The sequence below is a fragment of the Moraxella atlantae NBRC 14588 genome (assembly GCF_001591265.1).
Lineage (GTDB): Bacteria > Pseudomonadota > Gammaproteobacteria > Pseudomonadales > Moraxellaceae > Faucicola > Faucicola atlantae.
Map to the genome: position 1 here is coordinate 23,688 of NZ_BCUL01000015.1, position 12,662 is coordinate 36,349.

The following is a 12,662-nucleotide window of genomic DNA, read 5'->3' on the forward strand; positions in this document are numbered from 1 at the left end:
AACCCGTCGTTTTCCCCTCGCGCTTCTCGTAAAACCGCAATGCAACCACAGGGTACAGGCTTGACGCTTGACCCCAATTTTAACCCCACACAAGCGCGTAAAGCCGCCGCGCATGACGCGCGCAAGCTTGGGCTGCAGCGTGGCGATTTGCCCAATTCGATCAAAGAAGTCATTGCCACGCTGACGCAAGCAGGTTTTGAGGCGTATATCGTTGGTGGTGGCGTGCGTGATTCATTGCTTGGGCTTGTACCAAAGGATTTTGACGCAGTCACCGATGCCACACCTGCCCAAATCAAAGAAGTGTTTGGCAAGCGTTGTCGGATTATCGGGCGGCGGTTTTTGCTGTGTCACGTGTATTCGGGGCGCGACATGATTGAGGTGGCAACATTTCGCGCACCACCCAGTGATAGCAACCACACCACCCAAGACGGTATGATTGTCCGCGACAACGTGTGGGGCAATATTTTTCAAGACGTGGTACGTCGTGATTTTTCCATCAACGCGCTGTATTATCAGCCACTTGATGGTGTGGTGTATGATTTTTGTGGGGGGCTTGCTGATATTGAGGCAGGCGTGCTGCGCCTACTGGGCGATACCCAAAAACGTATTGAAGAAGACCCTGTGCGTCTGCTGCGCGCGCTGCGGTTTAAGGCAAAATTGGGCTTTGGTTTTGATGCCGCGCTTGAGCGTCAGTTTAGCAGCCAAAATTGGGCGTTATTGGCGCAAGTATCGCCCCATCGTTTGTACGATGAAACCCAAAAAATGTTCACAGGCGGATATCTGCGCGCGCTGCTGCCGCTGCTGTTTGATTATGGCGCACTGGCGCAGTTGTTGTTTTATCCGCCGACTATGCTCACGCCACTGGTTGAGCAAGTCATGATCAACACCGACAAGCGTATTGGTGGCGGCAAAAGTATCAATCCTGCATTTTTTTATGCTGCGATTTTGTGGGAAAACTATTTATATTTATTAGAAAAATATAAGAAAAATTCGCCATTTGTCGAGGCGCAAGTACAAGCCGCCAACAAGGTTTTGGACAAACAACGCCCGATTACCGCCATGCCGAAGTTCGCCGAGCAGTTTATCAAGGATATTTGGCTGATGCAGACACGGCTTGCCAATCCGCGTAAGAAAAATTTGCTCAAACTGTTTGAAAATCCGCGCTTTCGGGCGGCGTTTGATTTTTTGCTGTTGCGTGAGCAAGTCGAGGCGCGTAACCGCACACTTGCCGAGCAGCACGGGCAGGCGGTGACACTGGACGATGAGAGCACCAACGGCATGGGGCACTGGTGGGCGTGGTTTCAGACGTTGGGCAGCAAGCAGCAGATGCAAGCGATTGATGAATTTGACATCAACGCTGTGCGTACACGCTTTGGTAACATCGTCGCCCACACGCTGGATCATCACACCGATGCGCAGGCGAACGACCCCGATAAACCTAACACCAATCAGGGCTTAAGCGAACAGCAGCAGCTAGAAAAAGACCAGTTGCGCCAATTGTCACTTGCCGACCACGATAAGCCTGCCACCCCTGCCGAACCGCTGTGGCAAACCCAACACGCCGATGTCTGGCTAGACAATGTAGCGGATGATGCTGCCGATGAAATCGCCAGCGCAGACGATGAACCGCACTCACGCGCCAACCGTTCACGGCGCAATCGCAACACAACCACCCTTGCCAATACAGGTGTGCCCAACAAGCGTCGCCATCGCGTGCCAAGTTCTGACTTGTCGGTGCTAGAGCGTCGGCGATTGGCAACCGCTCAGCAAGCACCCACGCTACAGGCGCTTGCTACGGCTGGCGTGCCTAAGCCTGATTTGGTGGATGAAACCGTAATCACTGACAATCAAAGCACTGCGATCAGCGCAACCGAAGCCAACACCACCGAAACCAAAACGGGTACAAGCATACCACCCAAAACCAAGCGCGCGCGTAAGCCCAAAAACGAACCTGCTGACGATCACGCCGTTACCGAAAGTAAGCCCAAAACCAAGCCAAAACGCAAAGCCAAAACCACCGCCGCCAAAGACGCCGAGCAAGCCGACAGCACCGACAACGAGCAGCCAGCCAAGCCCAAGCGCGCGCGTAAGCCCAAGCCTGCGCCTGATAGTGATGCCAGTGCAGCAGCCGATGATCAGCCGCCGCGCCGTCGTCGGCGCAAAACCACCGAGACACCCACCCATGACTAAGACCAATTGGGTACGCTGCTATATCGGCTTAGGGGCTAACCTCGCCAATGCGCTGGGTAGCCCGCGTGAGCATATCGCGCGTGCGATTGCAGCGTTTGAGCAATCAGCAGACTTTGACCAAGTGGCGGTGTCATCGTTGTATCAGTCGCGCGCGTATGGCGTGACTGACCAGCCTGACTTTATCAATGCGGTGCTACGCGCCCATACCACGCTTACACCACTGGCGTTGTTGGATTTTTGCCAATCGTTAGAGCAAGCGGCAGGGCGCGTGCGTGTACGGCATTGGGGTGAGCGCAGCTTGGATGTCGATGTGTTGCTGTACGCTGATAAGGTCATCAACGAGCCGCGTTTGACCGTGCCGCATGTTGAATTGACCTTGCGTAACTTTGTTGTCATTCCGCTGCTGGAGTTGGACAACGCTGTGACGGTAAACGGCCAACGACTGGCAGAGTTACCTGCTGCACAAGACTGGCAAGGGTTACTAACTGTTTATTGAAATCTACCTAAATCTATGCAATAATACCTATTATGAATAGATTAATAAGTATCAATCAAGCTTCACAGCAGTTAGGCGTGTCTATCTCAACCTTGCGCAGATGGGACGAAACAGGCGTACTTGTCGCAGAACGCACCCCAAAAGGGCATAGACGTTACGACATCAGCAAAATCAACCCTAACTTACTACACGGCCTGGGCGATAAAGACCGCAAAACCATAGCTTATGCTCGTGTATCAAGCCACGACCAAAAAGAAGACCTACACCGTCAAATCCAAGTCTTAGAAACGTACTGTGCCAAACAAGGTTGGACGTATGAAATTATCAACGACTTAGGTAGTGGCATGAACTACCACAAAAAAGGCTTAAAACAGCTACTTGATGGCATACTTGAGAACCAAATAGGGCGATTGGTACTTACCCACAAAGACCGTCTATTGCGCTTTGGAGCAGAACTTATCTTTGCCCTATGTGAAGCAAGAAACGTGGAAATCGTCATCATCAATCAAAGTGAAAACCCATCCTTTGAAGAAGAACTCGCCCAAGACGTACTCGAAATTATCACCGTATTTAGTGCTAGACTTTACGGCTCACGCAGTAAAAAAAATAAAAAACTACTCGAAGCCGTCAAAGAGGCTTTAGAATGACAGTCATTCGTGGACACATTATTCGACTTGACCCTACCGACAAACAAGCCACCTACTTTGCTAAAGCTTGCGGTGTCGCTCGCCTTGCCTATAACTGGGCATTGGCAGAATGGCAAAACCAATACAAATTAGATAAAGCCTACCGTGACGACTGCCTAGCAAAAGGCATTGAAATTGACATAACCAAACTAAACAAGCCATCGCAAGGCAGCTTGCGTAAACAGCTGAACGCCACCAAACGCACCCAATTTCCCTTTATGTTAGAAGTTACCAAATGTAGTCCACAGCTTGCCATCATGCAGTTAGGGAACGCATTCAAACGCTTTTTTAAAGGCGAAGCCAAATACCCACAATTTCGCAAAAAAGGCGTTGATGATAGATTTAGCCTATCCAACGACCAATTTAGAATTGACGGCAAGCGTATAAAAATCCCTAATTTGGGTTGGGTGCGTATGTCTGAACCGCTACGTTATCACGGTAAAATCCTATCGGCTAAAATCTTTAAGAAAGGCGGTGATTGGTTTGTTAGTGTTGCTATTGAATTGGCAGATATTATCACGCCACTACCCAAAACAGGTAAAGCAGTTGGTATTGACTTAGGCATTACCGACTTAGCCGTGTTATCAGACGGCACAAAAATCCAAGCACCCCAACCGCTTAAACAGCAATTGCAAAAACTCAAACGTCTAAGCAAACAGCTTAGTCGCAAACAAAAAGGCTCAAACAATCGTGCCAAAGCGAAAACCAAGCTATCACGATTACACGCCAAAATTGGCAACATACGCCAAGATTTTAGCCACAAGCTAACTACTCACTTAGTCAAAGAATACGACACCATTTGCATTGAGGATTTGAATGTAAGTGGTATGGTGCGTAACCGTAAATTGGCTAGGGCGATTAGTGATTTAGGCTTTTACGAGTTTAAACGCCAGTTGATTTACAAGGCAAACCAAGGGGGCAAAATCGTTAAAGAAGTGGATAGATTTTATCCATCAAGTAAAACCTGCTCAAATTATGGCTTTATCATGGCTAAAGCGGATTTGACCTTAAACGTGCGTAACTGGCAATGCCCTAGCTGTCATACCCAACATGACCGTGACATAAACGCCAGTATCAATATTTTAAACAACGCAACAAAAGTTTTAACTGTCTAGGCAGTTAATAAGGCGGTGAGTTCCACCGTGTCAGTCTATGGAGTTGATGTAAGACTTTAGCCCAATGGCGAGAGCAAACAACGGTGAAGTAGAAAGAAAACGCTAATTTTGCCATTTGGTAGATTTAGGTAGGTTTTTCGGAACGGCTAACTTTATTAACGGATTAACAAACATTAATGAAGCTCAACGTTTTTTTGCTTAAACATCATTTTAACCCTGATTGATGGAGCGTAGCGCCATGACCACACCTGCTGTGACCCAACCCCCTTCACCTGTGACCTTATCGACGCTCAAGCGTTACAAAAAAAATGCTGAGCCGTTTTCTTGTTTGACTTGCTATGAAGCAAGCTTTGCCGCCGCCATGCAGCAAGCGCAAATTGATACAATTTTAATTGGCGACAGCCTTGGCATGGTGGTGCAAGGGCATGGCTCGACACTGCCCGTCACGGTGGCGGATATGGTCTATCACACCCAAAACGTCGCGCGAGCCAATAGCCATGCGCTGATTTTGTGTGATTTGCCGTTTTTGGCATATGCCACGTTGCCCGATGCAATTGCCAATAGCCGCGCGGTCATGCAAGCAGGGGCGCACGTGGTCAAAATCGAAGGCGGCGCAGAGCTCGTGCCGATCGTGCGCTTACTGGCGGACAACGGCGTGCCGACATGTGTACATTTGGGCTTGACACCGCAATCGGTCAATCTGTTTGGTGGCTACAAGGTGCAAGGCAAAACCGACAGCGCGGCGGCAAAACTGCTTGAAGATTGCCGTGCGGTGGTCGAGGCAGGGGCGGCGATCTTACTGCTTGAGTGCGTACCTGCGACGCTTGCTGCCCAAATCACCGCTGAATTTGCCGTGCCTGTGATTGGTATCGGCGCAGGTGCAGATTGTGACGGGCAAGTGCTCGTCATGCACGATATGTTGGGTGTGTACACGCGCAAACCTGCCAAATTTGTCAAAGATTTTTTGACCGATGACAGCAACCTAAGCGGCGATATCGTCGGCGCGTTTCGGGCGTATCATACTGCGGTGAAGACGCGCGCATTTCCAACCGCCGAGCACAGTTTTTAAGCATACTGTTTTGACAAGTTTTTTTAATGCATTGAAAAATGGAAAAACCCATGCAAGTTTTTGATACCATCACCGCCCTACGCCGCGAATTGGCGTTGCACCGCCATCAGCGTATTGCCCTTGTGCCCACCATGGGCAATTTGCACGACGGGCATTTGGCGTTGGTACAAGCTGCCAAACAACATGCCGATGTCGTGGTGGTCAGTATTTTTGTCAATCCAACGCAGTTTGGCGCAGGTGAGGATTTTGACAGCTATCCGCGCACGTTGGCGGCAGATGTGGCAAAGCTCAAAACCGTGGCAGCGGATCTGGTGTTCGCGCCCAGTGTTGGCGAGATGTACGCCAAATTGCCGCCTTCGGTCAGCGTGTTGGTCGGCAATATCAGCCAGATTTTGTGTGGGCGCACACGCCCAACGCATTTTGACGGAGTCGGGTTGGTGGTCAGTAAGCTATTAAACATCGTACAGCCCGATGTCGCGGTGTTTGGCAAAAAAGATTATCAGCAGCTTGCCATCATCCGCCAGTTGGTCGCTGAGCTTAATTTTAATGTAGATATCATCGGCGTGGATGTGCAGCGCGCGCCCGATGGGCTGGCGTTGTCATCGCGCAACCAGTACTTGACCGCCGATGAGCGCGCGCGCGCGCCGTATTTGCAGCAGTGTCTGCAACAACTGGCAACACAATTACAAACCGCCGCGTTTGCCGATTTTACCCAACTGGTTGATCATACGGTGGCGAATTTGAACGCATCGGGCTTTCGTGTGGATTATGTCGAGGTACGCGCACAATCGCTTGCCCCTGCTACAGCAAATACGGCGGATTTGGTGATTTTGGCGGCGGCATGGCTGGGTAAGGCGCGATTGTTGGACAATGTTGAGGTCACGCGCAAGCAGTAATCGCCTTGGCTGAGCTCGTGCGCCGTTTTTGCATAAGTTTTTAACCAAAAAACAGAACGGGTAATGGTTTGGGGTGGTGTTTTTGGTGTTAGAATGCTTGTCAAATGATTAAAATTTGTCAGCATTTTGCTTGCAATCGTTCCATCTCAAATCACCTAACATTTTACCATCAGGCAAAGGTGCTTTATGCCAACTGTGCCACATCAGCCAAACACACCCACTGAGCCAGCCGACGTACATGCGCGCGGCAAACCGCAAACACAGACACAAATTGTCATCGTATCGGGGCGTTCAGGCTCAGGTAAAACCACAGTACTCAGCATTTTGGCGGATTTTGGTTATTACACCATTGACAATCTGCCGCTGTCATTGGTGCCATTGGCGGCGCAAAAACTGGTCAATGACAGCGATATTCACCAATTAGCCTTTGGCATTGATGTGCGCACCCCACAGGCAGATTTGTCGGCATTTGCGCAAGTCTATGCCGAGCTTGTGACACACTATGGCAAGCAGACGGTCAAGGTGCTATACGTCACCGCACAAGAAAGCGTGTTGGTCGCGCGGTTTGATGCCAATCGCCGCGTGCATCCGCTGATGGCAAGCGCGCACAACCTACCCAATGCCATCCGCACCGAAACCCAGCTGCTTGAGCCCATCGCCCAACTGGCAGATATTCGCATTGATACCAGTACGCTCAACACCCACCACCTCAAAGAATTGGTGCGCGACCATCTGGGCGTTGCCAATGAAGTGACGGTCAATCTGCTGTCATTTGGTTTTAAATACGGTAGCCCGATTGATGCGGATTTTTTGTTTGATGTGCGCACGTTGCCCAATCCGCATTGGCAAGCTCAGTTACAACCCTTGACGGGACTGGATGCGGCGGTTCAGGCATTTTTTGCCACCTACCCCGAGGTGGACGCACTGCGCGATGACATTTTTACGTTTTTGGCGCGTTGGCTGCCCGAGTTTTTGCATAACAACCGCCATACGGTGACAATCGGTATTGGCTGTACGGGCGGCAAGCACCGTTCGGTGTATATCGCCGAGACATTGGGGGCGCGCTTGGCAGATACTCTGCCTGTTGGTATGGTGGTGCGCATTAAACATCGTGAAAAGTCTAAATGGTAATTTTTTTAAATCAAGCAAACGATTATGGCAAATTTAAGTAATATTAATTTTGAAGACATGGACATGGCGATCAGCCGTACCGAGCAAAAAAAAGCCCACGAACGCTTGCAACAGCTGGCAGAACCATTGGCAAGTTTGTCCAAAAAACAGATGAAAAACCTACCCGCCAGTGAGTACTTTGTCGATGAGCTGCTGGCATTGGCGGATATCAGCAGCCATGAGGCGCGTAAACGCCAAACCAAACGCATCGGTAAATTGTTGGCAGAAGAAGACCCGCACGCCTTGGTTGAATACCTGTTTGGCTGTACCTTCAGCCCCGAGCAGCAAGCCAAAATCGAGGCATGGCAAACGCGGCTGACCTTGCAAGATGACAACACGCTTAAGCAATTTAGCAAACAGTTTTTTGCCAGTGAATACAACACCATCAAGCAGTTGTTGATTTGGCTTGCGTATGCCGATTACACCGATGACGATGAGCTGCGCGAAGAAAGCCTTGCTGATTTGCACACTTATATCCGCCAAGTGGCGATTTTATCTAAAGACAAGTAATTGATTTATATAACTGATGTATTCAAACCATTAAAAAATACGTGCGTTTTATGTCTAACCCTGCCCTGCGCCAACGCCTTGCCAACCAACCTACCTATGCCAACCGCGTACGGCGTTGGCGAGTGGTTGTGATGGCGATTTCGGCGTTTATCTTTAATACCACTGAGTTTGTGCCCATCGCGCTTTTGACTGACATTGGCGCAAGTTTTGCCATGCCTGTGGAGTCAGTTGGGCATATGATAACGGTGTATGCGTGGCTGGTGGCGGTGTTGTCGCTGCCAGGTATGCTGCTGACAGCACGATTTGAGCGCAAACGCTTGCTGATGTGGCTGTTTGCGCTGTTTATTGCTGGGCATGTGATCTCGGTATTGGCAAGTAGCTTTGCTATGCTGTTGGTCGGACGGGCGACGATTGCGTTGGCACATGCGGTGTTTTGGTCAATTACGGCAAGCCTTGTGGTGCGTGTCGCGCCGCGTGGTTGGCAAACCAAGGCGCTTGGGCTACTGTCGATGGGCAGCGCGTTGGCAACAGTGCTTGGGCTGCCATTGGGGCGGCTTATTGGGCAATGGTTGGGCTGGCGGGCGACATTTGGCACGATTGGGGTGGCGGCATTGATTGCCATGGGTCTGGTGGCGTGGCTGTTGCCGCAGGTGCCAAGCCGCAATGTTGGTTCGGTGGCAAGCCTACCACAGATTGCGCGTAATGTGCCGTTGCTTGTTGTGTACGCGCTGACGGTGTTGGCGGTGACAGCGCATTTTACCGCGTATAGTTACGTTGAGCCGTTTGTCTTACAAATTAATCATTTAAGTGAAAACTTTGCCACCGTTGTGCTGCTGCTGTTTGGCGTTGCAGGGCTGTTGGCAAGCGCGGTATTTGGGCAGGTGTATGACAAACGCCCAACGGGGTTTGTGTTGGTGTCGTTGTTGGGGCTGCTTGTTTCGCTGCTGGTGGTGGCATGGATTGGCGCAAGTCAAGTCGGCTGGATGGTGCTGGCACTGGTGTGGGGCGGTTGTATGACGGCAATTGGGTTGGCCTTACAATTACAGGTGCTCAAGCTTGCCCCCAATGCCACCGATGTGGCGATGTCAATTTTTTCAGGGATTTATAATATTGGTATCGGCGGTGGTGCGCTGGTCGGCTCATTGGTAATTGCTGCGTGGGGGCTTGGCATGGTCGGCAATGTTGGCGCGCTGATTTTGCTGCTGGCACTGGCGGTGTTTGGCTGGAGCGTGTGGTATGGGCGACGTGCTTAAAGCGGTTTTAAGCCCCAGCCCATTTTACCCCTTATTGCTTAGCTAGCCTTTTGCTCAGCTAGACTGCCGACTGCGTTTGGTACGCTGCTGGCGGCGGTGTCGATTTTGGTGATGACTGACATACCAGGGCGCAGTTGGTCGGTATCGGGCTGATTGGGATCAATGTCAATGCGCACGGCAATGCGCTGCACGACTTTGGTAAAGTTGCCCGTGGCGTTGTCGGTTTTAATCACGCTAAATTCTGAGCCTGTGGCAGGTGAGATGCTATTGACATGCCCCGTAAAGCGTTTACCACCAAGTGCATCGACAGTAAAGGTGGCAGGCTGCCCGATGTGAATATGCTGCATCTGGGTTTCTTTGAAGTTGGCAATCACCCACGTTTCTGCTGGGATGATATACATCAGCTGTGTGCCTGTGCTGACGTATTGCCCGTTGCGTACGCCGACTTGTCCAAGTTGCCCCGAAATCGGCGCGGTGACTTGGCTGTAATTTTTCATGGTTTTGGCTTGATCCACTTGGGCATTGGCACTTTTGATTTGGGCTTGTAGCCCGATTTGGGCAACTTCGGCGGTTTTGAGTGCTTCACGGGTGGCATCAAGATTGGCACGCGCTTGGTTGAGCGCGGCTACATTGTTGGCGACATTGGCGCGCGCGGTATCAACCTCAGCTTGTGACACTGCGCCGATATCAACAAGTTGCAAAAGCCGATTGAGCTGTTTTTGTGCCAAATCCAGTTGGGTTTGCGCTTGGGTGACACGGGTTTGGGCAACGCGGATATCGGCTTTGCGCTGCTCGATGACTTGCTGCTGATTGGCAAGGTTGGTTTGCGCTTGGGTGACAGCAGATTCAGCTTGCACGACTTGTTGGTTGTAGTTGTCTGCATTGATGCGCAACAGCGGCTGCCCTGCGGTGACGTGGTCAAAATCCTTGACCAATACCTGATCGACATAGCCGCTAATTTGTGAGGACAGCACGGTGGAGTTACCGCGTACATAACTGTTGTCGGTCTGCTCAATGGTCGTCGAAAAGGGTTTGACATGCCACACCGACAGCACGATCGCCGCGCCGATGATAAACAACGCCGCCATGGCAATGAAAGTAATTTTGCGCGGCTTGATCAGCTTTGGCGTGGCGGCAGGCGCAGGTGCGGCATCGGTTGCCGTTGGTGCAGGGGCAGATGTGGCATTATCGCCGCTTGCTTGGTCGGCATTTATTTGCGGCTGATTGGCGCGTTCATCGGGACGGTTGGCTGAAGTCGAGTCGCTCATGACAATCCTTTCGGGTCTAGCACGGTGTTTTGGGTCGCAGGCTCACTGGTTAAAACGTTTGGCTGATGGTTATCAAACGGCTATTGATCGCAATTTTTGTATCAAGACGGTGCAGGTAGCGGATTTTTTTTGATATAGCGTAGCGCGATGACCATCATCACAAGCCCCCACAACAAGCCATATACCGCCAAATAACTGTTAAATCGAATCACATCATTGTACGCCATCACCGTGGCTTCACGGTTAACGACTTGGTTAAGCGTCATAACCGCCTGCTCGCGGTCAAGCTGACTGTCGGGCAGTACGCCGCGATATGCGCCTTGGTATTGCAGCAGACGCAGATTGACGGCAGGGTCATCAGACGGCATGGCTTGTAGCAGCGCTTGGCGATGGACTTGTAATTGACGTTTTTCATAGGTTGAATAAAACGACGAGCCCATCAAACCACCAAAGTTTTGACTGGCAGTAAACAAAATAATAAACATGGCAATATGGTTGGGGCTTTTGAGCATTGCCTTGATAAAGCCAATCATCAACAACGGTCCAATAAACATACCGCCTGCACAGCTGACCAAAAATTGGCTAACATAAAAATTTTGTGGACGCACCTGATTGGTCAAATCAGCATCCATAAAACTTGCCAACGCAATCATCGCGCCTGCCAGCAAGATCTTACTAAACACGCGCTTGGGTGTGGGGGCAAAAAACAACGCCGAGAGCATACCGCCGACCAACGTACCACAAAAAATCACCGTGTACAGCCCAACAAACTGGTCACTGCCCATGCCCATACTGCGTAAAAAATTCACCGCCGCCCACGACTGCTCAGACATCAACATGCGCAGCAAAAACGAGCCAAACAAAAACCGCAGCAAGCCAAGCGACGAAAACCAACGCAAATCCACAAGCGGCACTGCGCGCAACGACTCAAACGCCAATGCGACCAATACCGCGCCAAAGCCAACAATCAGCCCATACGCCAAATACACATTGTTGAGCCACCACACAATCGGGCCTTGCACCAACACCGCAGCCAAACAACCAAAACCCAGCGTCAGCAGCACAAAAGTGACAAAATCACCTGCACTAAACACAGCGATGCGAATACCGCGCGGCAACTTGAGCATCACCACCAGCGCGTAAGCACACAACGCTAGCCCAAACTCAAACGTATACAGCCGATGCCAGTCATCGGCGGCGATCAGGTGCGGCGATAACACCCACGCCAGTGGCACGCCAAGCTGCCCTGCCGCCATGGCAAAATACAGCGCGCGCAGCTTATTTTTGCCAGACACGCCTTGCATGATATAAAACAGCCCAAGCGTGGACATCGAGCCGCCCACAAAACCGCTAGCGGCACGCACCACCACCGCCATGACAAAAGTATGCGTGACCAAATGCAGCCCAATGGCAAGCAAAAATCCCAACAGCGACCACTCAGTAAACCAACGGATACCTTTTTGTTGGCGCACTTTAAAGGTCAAAATACCTGCGCTCAGACTACCGATGACATACGCGGCAGGAAACCAAGCCACCTGCGATGGCGTTAGCCCATACTCACCTTGAAACTGCGGCAAATTTGCCGTGATGATACCATTGCCCAGACCGCCAACCATGGTGACAAACAGCCCCACGACAAAATACAGCACCATAATCGGGCGGCTGTGCGCAAGGTTGGCAGGCGAACCAGGCAGCTTTGGGCGCTCTTGCGGCGTCCAATCGGGCGGTTTTTCCAAATAACGCGGTTGCGGTGGGATCATATTTTGCGCCAATCATTCGGCATAGCGGCTAAAACCTAGCGCTTGACATACTCCCACCACCAAACCTAGCGGCTATGGTGGGGGAATTTTTGCAACCCATAACAACGCCAACCTAGATTGAGTTGTTACCTTTCGCCAGTACCCTTACGCTGAAAGTCACGTACTGGGGGAACTCTTTATGGGGAACTCTTTATACAGTAGCAAGTCCTGCCACATCAGCTAACGCCTGCTTTCGTATATTGCTCGCAG

11 protein-coding genes are annotated in these 12,662 nt (G+C 51.0%); 9 read left to right on the forward strand and 2 right to left on the reverse strand.

Features of this window, described 5'->3' with window-relative positions; genetic code table 11:
• The first annotated feature begins 39 nt into the window (after positions 1-39).
• The 9 genes from pcnB (at position 40) to MA2_RS08395 (ending at position 9,385) form a co-directional block, all read left to right on the forward strand.
• Positions 40-2,190, forward strand: coding sequence for a polynucleotide adenylyltransferase PcnB (gene pcnB / locus MA2_RS08355; protein ID WP_115254082.1), 2,151 nt, complete (start codon positions 40-42; stop codon positions 2,188-2,190).
• The gene (folK, locus tag MA2_RS08360) at positions 2,183-2,686 is read left to right on the forward strand and encodes a 2-amino-4-hydroxy-6-hydroxymethyldihydropteridine diphosphokinase (RefSeq protein WP_067058789.1); all 504 of its coding nucleotides are present in this window, start codon (positions 2,183-2,185) and stop codon (positions 2,684-2,686) included. The genes pcnB and folK overlap by 8 nt, the downstream gene beginning before the upstream one ends.
• A gap of 32 nt (positions 2,687-2,718) precedes the next feature.
• Positions 2,719-3,333, forward strand: a complete 615-nt coding sequence (locus MA2_RS08365; protein ID WP_067058791.1) for an IS607 family transposase — start codon at positions 2,719-2,721, stop codon at positions 3,331-3,333.
• Positions 3,330-4,487 (forward strand): RNA-guided endonuclease InsQ/TnpB family protein, encoded by a 1,158-nt coding sequence (locus MA2_RS08370; RefSeq protein ID WP_067058793.1) that lies wholly within the window; start codon positions 3,330-3,332, stop codon positions 4,485-4,487. Before MA2_RS08365 ends, MA2_RS08370 begins: the two co-directional genes overlap by 4 nt.
• A gap of 238 nt (positions 4,488-4,725) precedes the next feature.
• Complete coding sequence (gene panB, locus MA2_RS08375; RefSeq protein ID WP_067058816.1) at positions 4,726-5,556, forward strand: 3-methyl-2-oxobutanoate hydroxymethyltransferase; 831 nt, start codon at positions 4,726-4,728, stop codon at positions 5,554-5,556.
• Between the two features lie 50 nt (positions 5,557-5,606).
• Positions 5,607-6,452, forward strand: a complete 846-nt coding sequence (gene panC, locus MA2_RS08380) for a pantoate--beta-alanine ligase (protein WP_067058818.1) — start codon at positions 5,607-5,609, stop codon at positions 6,450-6,452.
• 186 nt (positions 6,453-6,638) lie between these two features.
• Positions 6,639-7,583: an RNase adapter RapZ gene (gene rapZ / locus MA2_RS08385; protein WP_079351998.1), complete on the forward strand. Its 945-nt coding sequence runs from the start codon at positions 6,639-6,641 to the stop codon at positions 7,581-7,583.
• A gap of 24 nt (positions 7,584-7,607) precedes the next feature.
• Positions 7,608-8,132, forward strand: coding sequence for a ribosome biogenesis factor YjgA (gene yjgA, locus MA2_RS08390; RefSeq protein WP_067058795.1), 525 nt, complete (start codon positions 7,608-7,610; stop codon positions 8,130-8,132).
• Positions 8,133-8,182: 50 nt separating this feature from the next.
• Positions 8,183-9,385, forward strand: a complete 1,203-nt coding sequence (locus MA2_RS08395) for a sugar transporter (RefSeq protein ID WP_067058822.1) — start codon at positions 8,183-8,185, stop codon at positions 9,383-9,385.
• A 38-nt stretch (positions 9,386-9,423) separates the two neighbouring features.
• On the opposite strand, the gene MA2_RS08400 is transcribed toward MA2_RS08395, so the two are convergent.
• Together MA2_RS08400 and MA2_RS08405 are read right to left on the reverse strand one after the other, a co-directional pair.
• A complete protein-coding gene (locus tag MA2_RS08400; RefSeq protein WP_067058797.1) occupies positions 9,424-10,653 on the reverse strand; it encodes an HlyD family secretion protein in 1,230 nt (409 codons plus the stop codon).
• 101 nt (positions 10,654-10,754) lie between these two features.
• Entirely contained in the window at positions 10,755-12,410 is a 1,656-nt protein-coding gene (locus MA2_RS08405) for an MFS transporter (RefSeq protein WP_115254081.1), read from the reverse strand.
• Positions 12,411-12,662: the final 252 nt, after the last annotated feature.

What these genes read in the sequence shown, in the direction of transcription:
- MA2_RS08365 (WP_067058791.1), top strand. Translation starts at nt 2,719, where the DNA reads ATGAATAGATTAATAAGTATCAATCAAGCTTCACAGCAGTTAGGCGTG.
- panB (WP_067058816.1), top strand. Translation starts at nt 4,726, where the DNA reads ATGACCACACCTGCTGTGACCCAACCCCCTTCACCTGTGACCTTATCG.
- folK (WP_067058789.1), top strand. Translation starts at nt 2,183, where the DNA reads ATGACTAAGACCAATTGGGTACGCTGCTATATCGGCTTAGGGGCTAAC.
- MA2_RS08370 (WP_067058793.1), top strand. Translation starts at nt 3,330, where the DNA reads ATGACAGTCATTCGTGGACACATTATTCGACTTGACCCTACCGACAAA.
- pcnB (WP_115254082.1), top strand. Translation starts at nt 40, where the DNA reads ATGCAACCACAGGGTACAGGCTTGACGCTTGACCCCAATTTTAACCCC.
- yjgA (WP_067058795.1), top strand. Translation starts at nt 7,608, where the DNA reads ATGGCAAATTTAAGTAATATTAATTTTGAAGACATGGACATGGCGATC.
- MA2_RS08395 (WP_067058822.1), top strand. Translation starts at nt 8,183, where the DNA reads ATGTCTAACCCTGCCCTGCGCCAACGCCTTGCCAACCAACCTACCTAT.
- MA2_RS08400 (WP_067058797.1), bottom strand. Translation starts at nt 10,653, where the DNA reads ATGAGCGACTCGACTTCAGCCAACCGTCCCGATGAACGCGCCAATCAG.
- panC (WP_067058818.1), top strand. Translation starts at nt 5,607, where the DNA reads ATGCAAGTTTTTGATACCATCACCGCCCTACGCCGCGAATTGGCGTTG.
- rapZ (WP_079351998.1), top strand. Translation starts at nt 6,639, where the DNA reads ATGCCAACTGTGCCACATCAGCCAAACACACCCACTGAGCCAGCCGAC.